Here is a 16,353-nt window from a genome sequence, read left to right as displayed (position 1 = left end):
GTTACGCAGGACGCCGCCTTGACCGGACAATTCTTCATCTCGCTGCTCAATCCGGGCATCGGCCTCCTGTTCGCCGCCGCCTTCTTCCTCCTGTGGCTGAACCGCCGCGACCAGATCTATGTCGCCTATGCCGCGATCGCCTATCTCGCGTCGGCGCTCGCCTTCCTGATCCAGGACGTCGGCCCGGTGCTGCCCTTCGAGTTGCAGCGCATCCCCTCGAACCTCGGCTTTCTCGCCACCGGCGCCTTCTTCGCCGCGGCGATCGTCCGGCGCTATGGCCTCCCGGTGCCGTGGCGCGCGATGGCGGCGACCGCCGCGCTGTCGATGGCGGCCTTCCTCTGGTTCCTCCTCGGCCATCCGAGCATCGCCGCGCGCATCTATGCGATCAGCCTCGGCGCCGGGGTCATCGCGCTGATGGTCGTGCGCGCGCTGTGGCCGATCGCAAAGCCCCACCTGATCGACCGCGTCCTCTTCTGGGTCGCGGCGCTGTCGGCGGTCAATCTGATCATCCGCCCGCTCGTCATCCTGTCGCTCGGCGGCGGCTTCGACAATTACAACGGCTTCCAGCAGTCGGTCTATTGGACGACGGTGCAGTTCAGCCAGGCGATGGTGTCGGTGCTCGCGGCGATCGCGCTGATGGTCGCGGTCGCGATCGACCTTCTCGCCGAACTGCGCGTGCAGGCAGAGGGCGACCCGCTGTCGGGCCTCCTCAACCGCCGCGGGTTCGAGGCGGCGGCGGGAGCCGCACTGCGCCGCGCCCACGACGAGCGGCGGCCCGCCGCGCTGCTGGTCGCCGACCTCGATCAGTTCAAGGCGATCAACGACACCCACGGCCACGCGGTCGGCGACGCGATCATCGCCGCCTTCGGCGCGCACGTCGGGCAGATCGGCCCCGCCGGCATGGTCGCGGGGCGCATCGGCGGCGAGGAATTCGCGCTCCTCCTCCCCGGCGCGGGGATAGAGGCGGCGCGCCGGCTCGCCGAGGCTATCCGCACCGGCCTCGCCCCCGCCTGCGAGGGCCGCATCCCCGCGGCGCTCACCCCGACGGTCAGCATCGGCCTGGCCGCCGGCGTGCCCGGCGAGGGCCTCTCGCGGCTGATGCGCCAGGCCGACCAGGCGCTCTACCAGGCGAAGCGCGCCGGCCGCGACCGCGTCCGCGCCTTCAGCCCCGCGCCCGTCCCGCGCGCGATTGCCTGACCGGCCCGCGCGCCGGCCGCCAGTCTACCAGCACGCCCGGCCATCCGCGTCTTCCAGATCATGATGATAGGGATAAAGGCAGCTTGGCACACACATATAAAGATTTCTTTATATGATCATTGACAAGCGGACCGCGGACCCTATCTTGAAAGCCGTCGAGGTTCTTCGCGTCGTTCCGGCGGCGGGAAGCTAAGACGGGAAGCCGGTGCGCCTCGAAAGGGGCAAGGCCGGCGCTGCCCCCGCAACTGTAAGCGGCGAGCGGCGGTCATCACGTGTCACTGGTTCGGCAAGGAACCGGGAAGGCCCGACCGCCGCATGGACCCGCGAGCCAGGAGACCTGCCTCGTCAGATAACGTCCTCCGGCGGGGTGTCCGGTCAGGCCGCATGCATGGCTGCGCCCGACCTTGCCTTGCGGGCGTCGACCCCGTGCGTTCGCGTCTGCCCGGCGCCTTGCTCCTTGCAAGGTGCTTGTATCATGACTGTCAGTGTCGCCACTCTGGGCTTTCCCCGTATCGGCCTTCGCCGCGAGCTCAAATTCGCTCTTGAAAGCTATTGGGCGGGCAAATCGTCGCTCGCCGAACTGCTGTCCGCCGCCGCGGGGCTGCGCGCGCTGAACTGGGGGCGGCAAAAGGCGCTCGGCGCCGACATCCTGCCCTCGAACGACTTCTCGCTCTACGACCACGTCCTCGACACCTCGGCGCTGATCGGCGCGATCCCGCCGCGCTATGATTGGGCGGGGGAAAGCGTCGATCCCGATCTCTATTTCGCGATGGCGCGCGGCGCGCAGCATGACACGGCCCGGGCCGGCTGCGGCCACGCCCATGATACGACCGCGATGGAAATGACCAAATGGTTCGACACCAACTATCATTTCCTCGTCCCCGAACTCACGGCCGGCCAAAGCTTCCGCATCGCCTCGACCAAGATTTTCGACGAGTTTTCCGAGGCCAAGGCGCTGGGCTACCCGACGCGCCCCGTCCTCCTCGGTCCGGTTTCCTGGCTGATGCTGGCGAAGGGCAAGGCGGTCGAGCCGCTCGCGCTGCTGCCCGCGCTGCTCGAGACCTATTCCGAAATCCTCGCGCGGCTCGCGGCGCTCGGCGCCGACTGGGTGCAGATCGACGAGCCCTGCCTCGTCCTCGACCTGACCGATGACCAGCGCACCGCCTTCGAGCGCACCTATGCCAGCCTCGCGACGCGCGGCCCGAAACTGATGCTCACCACCTATTTCGGCGGCCTCGGCGACAATCTCAACCTTGTCGCCGAACTCCCCGTCCACGGCCTCCACCTCGACCTCGTCCGCGCGCCCGACCAGCTCGAGCCCGCGCTCGCCAGACTCCAGCCGCACGTGCTCCTCTCGCTCGGCGTGATCGACGGCCGCAACATCTGGCGCGCCAATCTCCCCGACCTCTACTGGCGGCTGAAGGAACTGGCGGCGAAGCGCGACGTCGTCCTCGCGCCTTCCTGTTCGCTGATCCACGTCCCCGTCGACCTTGCGCTCGAAACCTCGCTCGACCCCGAGGTCGCGCAGTGGCTCAGCTTCGCCGCCCAGAAGGTCGAGGAGCTCGCCGCGCTGGCGAAAGCCCTGAACGAAGGCGAGGATGCGAGCTTCGCCGCCTTCGCCGCCTCGCGCATCGCCGCAGTCGCGCGTCGGACCTCGCCGAAGATCCACGACCCGGCCGTGGCCGCCCGCATCGCCGCGCTCGACACCGGCGGCGCCCGCCGCGCCGCCTCGTTCGCCGCGCGCCGCGAAGCGCAGCAAAAGCGGCTCGGCCTCCCCGCCTACCCCACCACCACCATCGGCAGCTTCCCGCAGACCCCGGATATCCGCAAGGCGCGCGCCGCGCACGTCCGGGGCGAGATCGACGACGAGGCCTACGCCCGCTATCTCCGCGCCGAAACGCGCGCCGCGGTGAAATGGCAGGAAGAGATCGGTCTCGACGTCCTCGTCCACGGCGAGTTCGAGCGCAACGACATGGTGCAATATTTCGGCGAACAGCTCGCCGGTTTCGCCTTCACCCGCGCCGGCTGGGTGCAAAGCTATGGCTCGCGCTGCGTCCGCCCGCCGGTCCTCTATGGCGATGTCTCGCGCCCGAAAACGATGACGGTCGACTGGTGGCGCTATGCCCAGGATCAAACCGATCGCCCGATGAAGGGCATGCTCACCGGCCCCGTCACCATCCTCAACTGGTCCTTCGTGCGGGACGACCAGCCGCGCGAGGCGAGCTGCCGCCAGATCGCGCTGGCCATCCGCGACGAGGTACAGGATCTGGAAACCGCCGGCGCCGCGATCGTCCAGATCGACGAGGCGGCGCTGCGCGAGGGACTGCCCCTGCGCCGCTCCGAATGGCAGCATTACTTGAACTGGGCTGTCGAATGCTTCCGCATCGCCTCCTCCGCCGTTCGCGACGACACGCAGATTCACACGCATATGTGCTATTCGGAATTCAACGACATCATCCGCGCGATCGGCGACATGGACGCCGACGTCATCTCGATCGAGACCGCACGGTCGCAGATGGAGCTGCTCGACGCCTTCGCCTCCTATGCCTATCCGAACGCGGTCGGACCCGGCGTCTATGACATCCACAGCCCCCGCATCCCCGCGGAGCGCGAGATGACCGACCTCCTCGCCCTCGCCTGCAAGCATATCTCGCCCGAGCAGGTCTGGGTGAACCCCGACTGCGGGCTTAAGACGCGCAAGTGGGACGAGGTGCGCCCCGCGCTGATCGCGATGGTCGCCGCCGCGAAATCGATGCGCGCCCGCACGCTGGTGAAGGAGGCCTATCTTGCAAGATAAGATCGTGCCGCCCGACCGGATGCCCGGCGCCCAACCGGCGGTGCGCGTCACCGCCATGCCTGCCAACGCCAATGTTTATGGCGATATTTTCGGGGGCTGGCTGATGGCGCAGATGGACCTTGCCGCTTCGTCGGTCGCGTCGCTCCACGCGCGCGGCCGCGCGGTGACGATCTCGGTGGAGGGCATGACCTTCCACCGCCCCGTCTTCGTCGGCGACGAGGTTTCGGTCTTCGGCCGCCTCATCAAGGTCGGCCGCACCTCGATGCATGTCGAGGTCGAGACCTGGGCGCGCGAGCGGCATGCGGAGGACGCTCACAAGGTCACGCAGGCGGTCTTCATTTTCGTCGCGGTCGGGCCCGACAGGCGGCCGCGCGCCGTCAGGGCGCTGGAGGATTGAATCCGACGGCCGAAATCGGGGCGTGCGCCGAATGCGCACGCCCCACCCCCCTTGCATTTCCCGCCCTCCGGCGTAGGGAGGCGCCGACATAAACCCGCGCGCGCGACTCCCCGCGGCTCCGCTCTCCTGACCGGGCCTCGGGCCGTCATTCCCCGCCGCGCCCCAAGAGGGAACTGCACATGACCACCACCGGCCACGACACGCTCGGAACTCGCTCGACGCTCGACGTCGGGGGCAAGACCTACGCCTATTATTCGCTCGACAAGGCCGCGGCGAAGCTGGGCGACGTGTCGCGGCTGCCGTTCAGCATGAAGGTGCTGCTCGAAAATCTGCTGCGCTTCGAGGACGGCGGCTTCACCGTTTCGACCGACGACGTCCAGGCGATCGTCGACTGGCAGTCGAATCCGGTGTCGACCCGCGAGATCCAGTATCGCCCGGCGCGCGTGCTGCTCCAGGATTTCACAGGCGTTCCCTGCGTCGTCGACCTCGCCGCGATGCGCGACGCGATCGCGACACTCGGCGGCGACACGTCGAAGATCAACCCGCTCGTCCCCGTCCACCTCGTCATCGACCACTCGGTGATGGTCGACGAATTCGGCCACCCCAAGGCGTTCGAGCAGAATGTCGAGATCGAATATTATCGCAACGGCGAGCGCTACGACTTCCTGAAATGGGGGTCGAAGAGCCTGTCGAACTTCAAGGCGGTGCCCCCGGGCACCGGCATCTGCCACCAGGTCAACCTCGAACATATCGCGCAGGCGGTGTGGTCGAGCGAGGATGCGGACGGCCAGACGGTCGCCTATCCCGACACCTGCGTCGGCACCGACAGCCACACGACGATGATCAACGGCCTCGGCGTGCTCGGCTGGGGCGTCGGCGGGATCGAGGCCGAGGCCGCGATGCTCGGCCAGCCCGTCTCGATGCTGATCCCCGAGGTGGTCGGCTTCAAGCTGACCGGCAAGCTGAAGGAAGGGGTGACCGCGACCGACCTCGTGCTCACCGCGACGCAGATGCTGCGCGCCAAGGGCGTCGTCGGGCGCTTCGTCGAATATTTCGGGCCGGGCCTCGCCTCGCTCAGCCTCGCCGACCGCGCGACGCTCGCCAATATGGCGCCCGAATATGGCGCGACCTGCGGCTTCTTCGGCATCGACGACAAGACGCTCGATTACATGCGCCTCACCGGCCGCAGCGAAGAGAATATCGCGCTGGTCGAGGCCTATGCCAGGAAACAGGGCCTGTGGCTGGCAGCCGACATGCCCGACCCCGTCTTCACCGATACGCTCGAGCTCGACATGGGGACGGTGGTGCCCAGCCTCGCGGGACCGAAGCGCCCGCAGGACAAGGTCGTGCTGACCGAGGTCGATGACGTGTTCAACGCGGACCTCAAGACGCTCTACGGCAAGAGCGGGCCGAAGCGCGTCGCGGTCGAGGGCAAGACCCACGACATCGGCGACGGCGACGTCGTGATCGCCGCGATCACCAGCTGCACCAACACCTCGAACCCCGGCGTGATGGTCGCCGCGGGCCTCGTCGCGAAGAAGGCGAACGAGAAGGGGCTGAAGCCCAAGCCGTGGGTCAAGACCAGCCTCGCGCCGGGGTCGCAGGTGGTCACCGACTATCTCGCCAAGGCGGGGCTGCAGACGCATCTCGACGCGGTGGGCTACAATCTCGTCGGCTATGGCTGCACGACCTGCATCGGCAATTCGGGACCGCTCGCCGAACCCATTTCGGCCGCGATCAACGGCAACGACATCGTTGCCGCCTCGGTCCTCTCGGGCAACCGCAACTTCGAAGGCCGCGTGTCGCCCGACGTGCGCGCCAACTTCCTCGCCTCGCCGCCGCTCGTCGTCGCCTATGCGCTGAAGGGCACGGTGACCGAGGATTTCACCTCCACCCCGATCGGGCAGGACCAGGACGGCCGGGACGTCTTCCTCGCCGACATCTGGCCGACCAACCAGGAGGTCGCCGACGCGATCGCGGGCGCGGTCGACCGCGACATGTTCGAGGCGCGCTACGCGCACGTCTATCAGGGCGACGCGCACTGGCAGAAGATCGAGGTCGAGGGCAGCGACACCTATCAGTGGCGCGCGGGCTCCACTTACGTGGCGAACCCGCCCTATTTCGAGGGCATGGAGATGACCCCCGCGCCCGTGTCGGACATCGTCGGCGCGAAGCCGCTCGCGATCCTGGGCGACAGCATCACCACCGACCACATCAGCCCCGCGGGCAGCATCAAGGCGGACAGCCCGGCCGGAAAATGGCTTATGGAACATCAGGTTAGCAAGTCCGACTTCAACAGCTACGGCGCCCGCCGCGGCCACCACGAAGTCATGATGCGCGGCACCTTCGCCAACATCCGCATCAAGAATGAAATGGTCCCCGGCATCGAAGGCGGCATGTCGCGCTACGGCACCGAGGTCATGCCGATCTACGACGCCGCGATGCGCCACAAAGCCGACGGCACCCCGCTCGTCGTCATCGCCGGCAAGGAATATGGCACCGGCTCGTCGCGCGACTGGGCGGCGAAGGGCACCAACCTCCTCGGCGTCCGCGCGGTGATCGTCGAGAGCTTCGAGCGCATCCACCGCTCGAACCTCGTCGGCATGGGCGTGCTGCCGCTGCAGTTCCAGGACGGCCAGACGCGCGAGACGCTGGGCCTGACCGGCGACGACGTCTTCACCATCACCGGCGTCGCCGACCTCAAGCCGCGCCAGACGGTGACGGTGAACGTGACGCGCCCCGATGGCTCGACCTTCGCCTTCGACACGCTCTGCCGCATCGATACGGCGAACGAGGTCGAATATTATATGAACGGCGGCATCCTCCACTATGTGCTGAGGAAGCTCGCGGCCTGATCGCGGCCGATGAAAGAATGCCAAAACGCCCGTCCCCGTGTGGGGCGGGCGTTTTCATATCCGGCGGCAGGCATGAGGATATGGTGGGCGATGACAGGCTCGAACTGCCGACATCCTCGGTGTAAACGAGGCGCTCTACCAACTGAGCTAATCGCCCCCATTGCGGGAAGGGCGCGCCCTGCCACAGAGCGCGCTCGCTGGCAAGCGGGCCCTATTCCTCGAGCGCCTCGAAATAGCGCGCCATCGCGTCGAACGCGCCCTCGGCGAGCGCGATGAAGATGCGGCGGCCGTCGTCGGGGTCGGCTTCGCGCAGGAACAGCCCCGCATCGGTCATCGTCTTGATCCAGCGCAGCGCGGTCGTCGCGGGGACCGCGGCGGCGATGCACAGGCTCGACACCGACACCGGCTGGCGTTCGAGCCGCGCGGCGTAGAGGTCGAGCAGCATATCCCACGCCGGGTCGGCGAACAGGTCGGCGGGAAAATATTGCTCGCGCATCCGTCGCTGACGCAGCATCCGCCGCACCCCCTTGGCGCGTTGCCGGTCGATCGATCGTTCCTCGGGCAGGAAGCTGCGCGGCGTCGCGGCATAGTCGCGCGGCGGCGAGCGTAGCTGCCCCGGATAATCACCAGCCGCCTCGCCGTGCGCAGCATAGGGCTTCGGCGTTCCCGGCAGGCCGCGCGGAGCCGTGAGATCGCCGAGCAGGCGCGCGATCCGCGCAACCTCTTCCTGCAGCCGGTCGATCCGCTCCATCGTGTCGTCGCGCGCCATGTCGTTGACGGCCATCAAACGCGGCGACTGGAGCGCGGCAACCGCCATCAGCCGGTCGGCGCTATCGGCTTCGACGAGCCATTCGGTCCGCACAGAAGGAGGAATCGCCGCAGCCACGCGATCGAGCGCCGCGAGCGAGGTTTCGCACATCAGGCGGCCGCCACGCGCGGCCAGCGCCTCGCCCAGTTCGGCCAGCACCGCGTCGTCGAGCCTCTCGGCGCCGCGGAGCCAGACAATGTCGGGCGATATCGTGTCACGGACATGGCCGGCACTGCGCGCAGGCGCCACCGGCCCCGTCACGCGGAGCCGTGCCGCCACCGCCGGTTCGGGCGTCGCATCGCAGCCGTCGGCCACGAGCAGCACCGACATCGGCCGTTCCGGCGAGGACGCCCCCTGCCACACCGGGCGTTCCTGATCGGCCAGCATCGCCACGCTCCGCATCACATGTTCCATTGTGCCGCCCTTCCTTCCCCGCCTGTCCGTCCTGGTGTCCTTATGTCGCCACTACGGTGATATTCACCTTTTGTTCGCTCTCTTTTGCCGCCAATCCGGACCCAGCATCGTCGCTGCATGAGTCGGCGCCTGTCCTTTGGATCGGGATTGGTCCATTTTGGACATGTTTTGTTCTCGTCGTCAATCCCCTCCGCGCATCTCCCCGCACTTGCCAAGCGCTGCGGCCGCGCGCAGGGCCGCGCCATGCCCTTCGCGCCCTCTTCGCTGACCGTTCTGCGCTGGAAGCGGCGACTCCGATCCTTGGTCGCGCTGTTGCTGCTCGCCGGCATGGCGGCCGCGCTATGGGTCTGGCTTCCGGCCTCCACTACGACGCTGCCCCTCGTCCACGTCATCGACGGCGACAGCCTGACCGTCCGGCAGGCGGACGCGGCGCTGACGATCCGCCTGACCGGGCTCGACGCGGTCGAATACCGCCAGGATTGCGCGCGCGCAGACGGAAGCCGCTGGCCGTGCGGGCATGAAGCGCGAACCGCGCTCGAACGGATCGCGGGGCGCGGTCCGCTGCATTGCGAGCTCGCGGCGCGCGACGTCTATCATCGCACGCTCGCCTCGTGCCGTACCGCGCCCTTCCCCGACGGCGTCGACCTTACCGCCGAAATGATCCGCGCGGGATGGGCCGTCGCAACCGAAGACGGCTATGCGGTCGAGGAAGCCGAAGCGCAGGCGAGGCGGCGTGGAATCTGGCAGGGCGCCTTCACGCGCCCCGCCGACTGGCGCGCGGCGCACGAGCGTCCGGCGCCCGCGATGACAGCCCCCGATACATAGCAATGCGGCCGCTTTGCCTGAGCCGCTTTTGCGGCTAGGGCGGAGCCCATGAACGGCCTTTTCCCTGTCATGGTCGGCGGCGCGATCGGCGCCGGCGGCCGCCACCTCGTCGGCCAGGTGATGCTGGCGCGGCTCGGCCCCGGCTTTCCCTGGTGGACGCTGTCGATCAACATCGCGGGCAGCCTGCTGATGGGCCTGCTCGTCGGCTGGCTCGCGCGGAGCGGCGGCAGCGACACGACGCGCCTTTTCCTCGGCGTCGGCATTCTCGGCGGCTTCACGACCTTTTCCTCCTTCAGCCTCGAATTCTGGCTGCTGTTCGAACGCGGCGCGATCGCGCAGGCGGCCGCCTATGTGCTGTCGTCGGTCATCGTCGGCATCGCCGCCTGCGGCCTCGGCATGCTGCTTATGCGGCAGCTTCCGGCATGAGCGCGCCCAAAGCCGATCGCGACGGCGCAGTCGTCGCCGAAGAGGATGACGGCATCCGTCTCGACCGCTGGTTCAAGCGCCATCGGCCAGGCACGCCGCACGCGCTGATCGCGCGCTGGGCACGGTCGGGCGAGCTGACCCTCGACGGCCGCAAGGCCGATGTGTCCGACCGTATCGAGGCAGGGCAACGCATCGCCATGCCCGTTCCCCCCGCAGCCCCGGCGGCGCGCCCGGCGCGCAAGGGGCGCCCGCTGACCGATGCCGACGTCGCGCTCGCCACGTCGATGGTGATCCACCGCGACGCGAGCGCGCTGGTGCTCGACAAGCCGCCCGGCCTCGCGACGCAGGGCGGCACCAAGACCGACAGCCATGTCGATGGCCTGCTCGATGCGCTTCAGTTCGACGCGCCGGTGCGGCCGAAGCTCGTCCACCGGCTCGACAAGGATACGTCGGGCGCGCTGCTCGTCGCGCGCACCCCGCGCGCCGCGGCCTGGTTCGCCAAAGCCTTTTCGAACCGCAGCGCGCGCAAGACCTATTGGGCGATCGTCGTCGGCGTTCCCGACATAGCGCAGGGAGAGATCGACCTGCCGCTCGCCAAGCAACCCGGATCGGGCGGCGAGAAGATGCACGTCGACGACAAGGGGCTGGCGTCCAAGACGCGGTACCGGATCATCGAGCGCGCCGGGAACAGCGCGGCGTGGGTCGAGCTCCAGCCGCTGACCGGGCGCACCCACCAGCTTCGCGTCCATATGGCGGCGATCGGTCACCCGATCGTCGGCGACGGCAAATATGGCGGCAAGAGCGCCTTCCTGACCGGCACGATCAGCCGCAAGCTCCACCTGCACAGCCGCCGGCTGCGCATCGACCATCCCGACGGCGGCGCGATCGACATTTCGGCGCCGGTTCCCGAGCATTTCGCCGCCAGCCTCGACGCGCTCGGCTTCGATCCGATGCTGGGTGACGTGCTCGCCGAAGAAACGCCGAAGCCTTCGGCCAAGACCGTGCAGAAGGCGAAGGCCAAGGCCCACGCCAAGCAGGTGCGCAAGGCACGCCGCGGCGAAAGGCGCGGTCGCGGCGACGCCCCGGCCAAGCCGGGCGGCAAGCCGTCCGCGAAGCGCGGCCCCGCCAAGCCGGGGAGCGGGCGCAAGCCGGCGCCGCGCAAGCCGCGCTGATGCACCCCAGCCCTGCCTTCCGGCCGAAGGAGGACGACCTCGCCGCGCTGCTGGTGCGCGAGATCGGTTTCGCCGCCCTCTTTGCCACCACCCCCGACGGCCCGCGCGTCGCCCACGCGCCGGTGGTGCTGAGCAATGACGCTACGACGCTGCAATTTCACCTCGCCCGCGGCAACGCACTGACGAAACATCTGGACGGGACGCTGGTGCTTGCGGTGGTGCAGGGCCCCGACGCCTATGTCAGCCCCGGCTGGTATGCCGCCGCCGATCAGGTTCCGACGTGGAATTATATCGCGGTCGAGATGGAGGGCGCCGCGCGCCGGCTGGATGACGCCGAGCTCGTCGCGCAGCTCGATACGCTTTCGGCGCAGCACGAGGCGCGCATTGCCCCAGCCGCTCCATGGACGCGCGACAAGATGGATCCCGCGATCTTCGGACGCATGACCGGCGCGATCATCGGCTTCGAGATGCGGATCGTCGCGTGGCGACCCACCATCAAATTGTCGCAGAACAAGCCCGCCGAAGAGCGCGAACGCGTCGCCGCCGGGCTCGACGCGACCGGGCACGGCGCACTCGCGCAGTTGATGCGGCACCTTGGCGGCGATAGGAAGCCGGCATGACCGCCGCAGCAGACGCCCTCGCCAAGAAGCGCTTCATCGCGCTCAACGCCATTCGCATCACGGGCGCGATCTTCGTGCTCGCGGGGTTCGTCCTGATCCGCGGCGGCTGGACGCTTGCCGGGCCGCCTGCCGATCGCTGGATCGGGGTCGCGGTGGTGCTGATCGGCCTGTTCGACTTCGCGGTGATGCCGAAGATCCTCGCGCGCCGCTGGAAGTCGCCTGGGCCGCGATGAAGCGTTTCTGGAAGAAGGCCGAGGCCGCCCCGCAGGATGGCGGCTGGGGCATCGCGCTCGATGGACGTCCCGTGCACACCCCGGCGCGCGCGCCGCTCGTCGTCGCGAGCCCGGCGCTCGCCGAAGCGATCGCCGCCGAATGGGCCGCGCAGGGCGAGACCCTCGACCCCGCGTCGATGCCGCTGACCGGCCTCGCCAACGCCGCGATCGACCTCGCGAGCCCCGACCCCGCCGCCTTCGCGGCGCCGGTCGCCGCCTATGCGGAGAGCGACCTTCTCTGTTACCGCGACGCGCGCGATGCCGCGCTGCAAGCCGAGCAGGCGACGGCGTGGAATCCGCTGCTCGCCTGGGCGGAGGGACGCCACGGCATCGAGTTCACCCTTGCGCAGGGCGTCATCCCGGTCGACCAGCCTGCGGCGACCATCGCGGCGCTGCGTGGCGCGGTGCTGGATCTCCACCCCTTCCGCCTCGCCGCGCTCACGCCGCTCGTCACGATCGGCGGCTCGCTGGTCGCGGGGCTCGCGCTGATCGAGGGCGCGTTCGGCGCCGCGGCGCTGTGGGAGGCGGTCAGCCTCGACGAACTCTATCAGGAACGCCGCTGGGGCGCCGACAGCGAAGCGCAAAAGGCGCGCGCGCGGCGCGAGGCCGACTGGCACAATGCGGCACGGTTTTTGAGCCTTCTCTGACGATCCTCCCTGCGGCGAAGCCGTGGGGAGGTGGCAGCCCGCAGGGCTGACGGAGGGGCCATGACGCGCCGTCGCTGCCCCTCCACCATCGCCTGCGGCGACGGTCCCCCTCCCCACGGCTTCGCCGCAGGGAGGATCTTCAATCGACGAAATTCGGTTTCCTTTTCTCCATCCCAGCCATCACTGCCTCCATCTGATTGGGGGTGCGGATGACCTTCACCTGCTCGTCGCTTTCGGCCTGAAGAATGTCCGCATCGCTCGCGTCGGCGAGCATGTTGCACAAGCGCTTCGCGCCGCGGATCGCGTGCGGATTCTTGTTCGCAATCACTTCGGCCAGTTCCATCGCCTTCGCCAGCGGATCGTCGGAGACATGCGTCGCGAAGCCCAGCGCCTTCGCCTCCGACCCGTTGAATTCGCGATTGGTATAGATCATCTCGCGCAGCACATCGTCGGCGACCTGCGTCCGCCACAGCGCCATGCCCGCGACGTCGGGGACGAGGCCCCAGCGCATCTCCATGATCGCGATCCGCGTGTCGGGGTGGACGATCCGGATGTCGGCCGCCGCCATGATCTGGCTGCCCGCGCCAAAGGCGACGCCGTGCACCGCCGCGATCACCGGCACCGGTAGCTCGCGCCAGCCCCAGGCGGCATATTGGGCATTGTTCGATATCCCCCGCGTGCGGTCGGAGAGCGTGCCCCCCGCGCTGCTCGCCCCCGGATCGCGCTCGGCGCTGAGGCTCGACAGGTCGAGCCCGGCGCAAAAGGCGCGTCCCTCGCCCGACAGCACCACGACGCGCAGACCCTGCCGGGCCTTGAGGTCGTCGATCGCCTCGGTGAGCGCCGACCACATTGCGGCGTCGAGTGCGTTCATCTTGTCGGCGCGGATCAGCCGGACGTCGGCGATCCCGCCGCCCAGCATGGTGATGGAAATGCGATCCTTCATGGGAGAGTCCTTCGCGGTCAGCGTTGCGTCAACGTTTCAGGGCCGCTTCGACGAGCGGCAGTTGGTCGTTACCGAAATACATGTCCTCGCCGTCGACGAAGATGGTCGGCGAGCCATAGCCGCCGCGCGCGACCACTTCCTCGGTATTCGCGCGCAGCCGCGCCTTGACCGCATCGCTGCCCGCGGCCGCCCGGATCGCAGGTCCATCGAGCCCCTCGGCGGCAGCGACGGTTTCGAGCACGTCGGGATCGTCGAGATTCTCCTGCCGGTCGAAATAGCTCGCGAAGGCGGCGCGCGCGAAACGGACCAGCGCCGGCTGGTCGTCCTCGAGCGCCGCGGCGAAGCGCATCGCGGCCACGCTCTTGGCCGGGTGCCATCGCGAAGGGAAATTCATCGGCACGTCGGCGAGCCGCGCCCAGTCCTTCAGCACCTTCCAGCCATGCTGCATCCGCCGGTTGTCGGCCTGCTCGCGCGCCGCATAGACCGCCGGGTTCACCGCGTTGAACACGCCGCCGACCAGGATTGGGCGGTAGCGCGCGCTCGCGCCGGTGCGCGCGAGCACCGCGGGGAGATTATGAAAGGCGAGGCAGGTCCACGGGCTCGACAGATCGAAGAAGAATTCGACGCGGGTTCCCATCACGCCTTTTCCTTCGCCTGCTCCCAATAGCGGTCGCGCAGCAGCCGTTTGTAGAGCTTGCCCGTATCGTGGCGGGGAAGCGCTTCCATGAAGTCGATCCGCCGCGGGATCTTCACGCCCGACAGTTTCTCGCGCGCATAGGCGCCCAGTTCCTCACGGAAGGCGTCGGTCGCGTCGGCCATGTCGGCGGGCTGGACCACCGCGATCACCTCTTCGCCCATTTCCTCGTGCGGCCCGCCGACGACCGCGACATCGGCGACCTTCGGATGGGTGACGAGATGATTCTCGATCTCCTGCGGATAGATGTTCACCCCGCCCGAGATGATCATGAAGCTCTTGCGGTCGGTGAGGTAAAGGAAGCCGTCCGCGTCGAGCTTGCCGACGTCGCCCAGGGTCGACCAGCCCTTCGCATTGCGGCTCGAAGCGGTCTTTTCGGGATCGTCGTGATATTCGAAGACATTTTCGCTCTCGAAGAAGACCGCGCCCTCTTCGCCCGCCGGCAGTTCGGTCTCGTTATCCTCGCCCACGATATGCACCGCGCCGTGGATCGCGCGGCCGACCGTGCCCGGATGCGCGAGCCAGTCCTGGCTGGTCGCGAAGGTCATGCCATTGCCCTCCGACCCCGCATAATATTCGAGCAGCACCGGCCCCCACCAATCGATCATCGCCTGCTTGACGGGGACCGGGCAGGGCGCGGCGGCGTGGATCGCGCTCTTCATCGTCGACACGTCATATTGCGCGCGCACCGCGTCGGGCAGCTTGAGCATGCGGACGAAATGCGTCGGCACGAACTGCGCCGCGTTGCAGCGATAATGCTGGATCGCCGCGAGCGCGCCCTCGGGATCGAACTTCTTCATCAGCACCACCGTGCCGCCGAGCCGGTGGATCGTCATCGACCAGCGCAGCGGCGCGGCGTGATAGAGCGGCGCGGGCGAGAGATAGACGCTGTCGGGCCCGATGCCGAAGGCCGCGGCGGCGAGCATGACGAGGCTGTTCGGGGCGTCGATCGCGGGCTCCTCGGGCAACGGCACGCGCACCCCCTTGGGCCGCCCCGTCGTCCCCGACGAATAGAGCATGTCGACCCCGGCGCGCTCGTCAGCGACGGGCTCGGCGGGCATCTTCGCCAACTCGTTCTCGATCGTAGGCCAGCCGGCGATGTCGCCACCCATCGAGAATCGCTCGATCTGCGTCCGAAGCTGCAGCGCCGCGGGGGCGAGGCTCGCCGCGACGACGAGCATCTTCGCGCCCGAATTTTCCAGGATATAGTCGGTCTCGTCCTGCGTCAGCCGCGACGAGATGCAGACATAGCGCAGCCCCGCGCGCTGCGCGCCCCAGGTCAGGCCGTAATAATGCGGCGTGTTGTCGAGCATGAAGGCGACGACATCCTCATGCCCCAGCCCGTGCGCCCGGAACATCTGCGCGGCGCGATTCGACGCCGCGTCGAGCTCGGCATAGCTGATCGTCTCGCCGGTTTCGGCGACGATGACCGCGGGCTTGTCGGGGTTGGCGCGGGCGTGGACTGAGGGGTGCATCGGCGATCGTCTCCGGGGCTGTCTGGTTTCTTTATTCCCGAGATGAGTAGCGGGTTGAAACTTTTGGTCAAGCAAGCTCGCCGCGCCGCGAGCGCAGCGCATAGCCGCAGCCCTTGACCGTGTGCAGCATCGGCCAGGCGAAACCGCGGTCGACCCTGGCGCGCAGCCGCGACATATGCACCTCGACGCGGTTGGTGCCGGGATCGAAGTCGATCCGCCACACCGCGCGCAGCAACGCCTCGCGCGAAACCGGCCGGTCGGGCACGCGCGCGAGATTCGCGAGCAGGTCGAATTCGCGCAGCGGCAGCCGGATCAGCCGCCCGGCGCGCTCGACCCGGCGGTCGATCAGGTCGATGCGCAGCTCATCGGTGCCGAGTTGCCCCGCCGCCATCCGGCTGCGGCGCAGCAGGCTCGCGACGCGCGCGACCACCTCCGCGGGATCGTCGGCCCAGCCGACCGCGTCGTCGGCACCCGCGCTCAGCGCCGCCATCCGCTCGGCACGCGATTCGCGGTCGGATAGGATGAGCAGCGGCCTACGCGCCGCGATGCCGCGCGCGAGAAGAATGGTCTCCGCGGCGGCGGGGTCGTCGAAGGGGTCGATCGCCAGCGCATCGAAACAACCATCGCGCCACCGGGCGGCACCGCCCGCGAGCGGCGGCAGGAGCGCGACGCGGAAGCCGGCGGCGGACACGGCGTTCGCGAGCGCCCATGCGCGGGCTTCGCGCGGGTGATGGATGGCGACGAGCGGCGGAAGGTCGATCGGCGCACAGCCGTCGCGTTCGTCCATCGCCCCTCCCCGCGGCCGCCCCGC

At 68.6% G+C, this 16,353-nt stretch carries 15 protein-coding genes, 1 tRNA gene and 1 riboswitch; of the genes, 10 read left to right on the top strand and 6 right to left on the bottom strand.

What is annotated here, in order from left to right; translation table 11 throughout:
- Positions 1-18: 18 nt before the first annotated feature.
- From CD928_RS10600 to acnA, 4 genes are all read left to right on the top strand, one after another.
- Entirely contained in the window at positions 19-1,197 is a 1,179-nt protein-coding gene (locus CD928_RS10600; RefSeq protein WP_095387024.1) for a GGDEF domain-containing protein, read from the top strand.
- A gap of 141 nt (positions 1,198-1,338) precedes the next feature.
- Positions 1,339-1,557: riboswitch (cobalamin riboswitch) on the top strand.
- 115 nt (positions 1,558-1,672) lie between these two features.
- Entirely contained in the window at positions 1,673-3,994 is a 2,322-nt protein-coding gene (gene metE, locus CD928_RS10595; RefSeq protein ID WP_095387023.1) for a 5-methyltetrahydropteroyltriglutamate--homocysteine S-methyltransferase, read from the top strand.
- A gap of 19 nt (positions 3,995-4,013) precedes the next feature.
- On the top strand, positions 4,014-4,391 hold the full coding sequence (locus tag CD928_RS10590) for an acyl-CoA thioesterase (protein ID WP_095387022.1): 378 nt from the start codon (positions 4,014-4,016) through the stop codon (positions 4,389-4,391).
- Positions 4,392-4,570: 179 nt separating this feature from the next.
- Positions 4,571-7,246: an aconitate hydratase AcnA gene (acnA, locus tag CD928_RS10585; protein WP_095387021.1), complete on the top strand. Its 2,676-nt coding sequence runs from the start codon at positions 4,571-4,573 to the stop codon at positions 7,244-7,246.
- A gap of 81 nt (positions 7,247-7,327) precedes the next feature.
- Here the strand turns inward: acnA and CD928_RS10580 are convergent.
- Both CD928_RS10580 and CD928_RS10575 read right to left on the bottom strand, forming a co-directional pair.
- Positions 7,328-7,403 (bottom strand) — tRNA-Val (locus CD928_RS10580).
- 54 nt (positions 7,404-7,457) lie between these two features.
- Complete coding sequence (locus tag CD928_RS10575; protein ID WP_176473541.1) at positions 7,458-8,468, bottom strand: MarR family transcriptional regulator; 1,011 nt, start codon at positions 8,466-8,468, stop codon at positions 7,458-7,460.
- A 243-nt stretch (positions 8,469-8,711) separates the two neighbouring features.
- On the opposite strand from CD928_RS10575, the gene CD928_RS10570 reads away from it, so the two are divergent.
- The 6 genes from CD928_RS10570 to CD928_RS10545 are packed head-to-tail and all read left to right on the top strand — an operon-like array spanning position 8,712 to position 12,430.
- On the top strand, positions 8,712-9,293 hold the full coding sequence (locus tag CD928_RS10570; protein WP_176473540.1) for a thermonuclease family protein: 582 nt from the start codon (positions 8,712-8,714) through the stop codon (positions 9,291-9,293).
- Positions 9,294-9,341: 48 nt separating this feature from the next.
- On the top strand, positions 9,342-9,719 hold the full coding sequence (crcB, locus tag CD928_RS10565; protein ID WP_141237136.1) for a fluoride efflux transporter CrcB: 378 nt from the start codon (positions 9,342-9,344) through the stop codon (positions 9,717-9,719).
- On the top strand, positions 9,716-10,891 hold the full coding sequence (locus CD928_RS10560) for an RluA family pseudouridine synthase (RefSeq protein ID WP_095387019.1): 1,176 nt from the start codon (positions 9,716-9,718) through the stop codon (positions 10,889-10,891). The genes crcB and CD928_RS10560 overlap by 4 nt, the downstream gene beginning before the upstream one ends.
- Entirely contained in the window at positions 10,891-11,511 is a 621-nt protein-coding gene (locus CD928_RS10555; protein ID WP_095387018.1) for an FMN-binding negative transcriptional regulator, read from the top strand. The genes CD928_RS10560 and CD928_RS10555 overlap by 1 nt, the downstream gene beginning before the upstream one ends.
- Positions 11,508-11,744 (top strand): hypothetical protein, encoded by a 237-nt coding sequence (locus tag CD928_RS10550; RefSeq protein ID WP_095387017.1) that lies wholly within the window; start codon positions 11,508-11,510, stop codon positions 11,742-11,744. The genes CD928_RS10555 and CD928_RS10550 overlap by 4 nt, the downstream gene beginning before the upstream one ends.
- Complete coding sequence (locus tag CD928_RS10545; RefSeq protein ID WP_095387016.1) at positions 11,741-12,430, top strand: ATP12 family chaperone protein; 690 nt, start codon at positions 11,741-11,743, stop codon at positions 12,428-12,430. The genes CD928_RS10550 and CD928_RS10545 overlap by 4 nt, the downstream gene beginning before the upstream one ends.
- 139 nt (positions 12,431-12,569) lie before the next feature.
- On the opposite strand, the gene CD928_RS10540 is transcribed toward CD928_RS10545, so the two are convergent.
- From CD928_RS10540 to CD928_RS23790, 4 genes are all read right to left on the bottom strand, one after another.
- Positions 12,570-13,373, bottom strand: a complete 804-nt coding sequence (locus tag CD928_RS10540) for a crotonase/enoyl-CoA hydratase family protein (protein ID WP_095387015.1) — start codon at positions 13,371-13,373, stop codon at positions 12,570-12,572.
- Between the two features lie 28 nt (positions 13,374-13,401).
- Entirely contained in the window at positions 13,402-14,010 is a 609-nt protein-coding gene (locus CD928_RS10535; protein ID WP_095387014.1) for a 2-hydroxychromene-2-carboxylate isomerase, read from the bottom strand.
- Positions 14,010-15,542: an acyl-CoA synthetase gene (locus tag CD928_RS10530; protein WP_095387013.1), complete on the bottom strand. Its 1,533-nt coding sequence runs from the start codon at positions 15,540-15,542 to the stop codon at positions 14,010-14,012. The genes CD928_RS10535 and CD928_RS10530 overlap by 1 nt, the downstream gene beginning before the upstream one ends.
- Positions 15,543-15,609: 67 nt before the next feature.
- Positions 15,610-16,329: a response regulator transcription factor gene (locus CD928_RS23790; protein ID WP_255247111.1), complete on the bottom strand. Its 720-nt coding sequence runs from the start codon at positions 16,327-16,329 to the stop codon at positions 15,610-15,612.
- Between the last annotated feature and the right edge of the window lie 24 nt (positions 16,330-16,353).

The sequence above is a fragment of the Sphingopyxis sp. GW247-27LB genome, assembly GCF_002277025.1.
Classification (GTDB): domain Bacteria; phylum Pseudomonadota; class Alphaproteobacteria; order Sphingomonadales; family Sphingomonadaceae; genus Sphingopyxis.
This window is presented reverse-complemented; position numbering and strand designations above follow the sequence as displayed.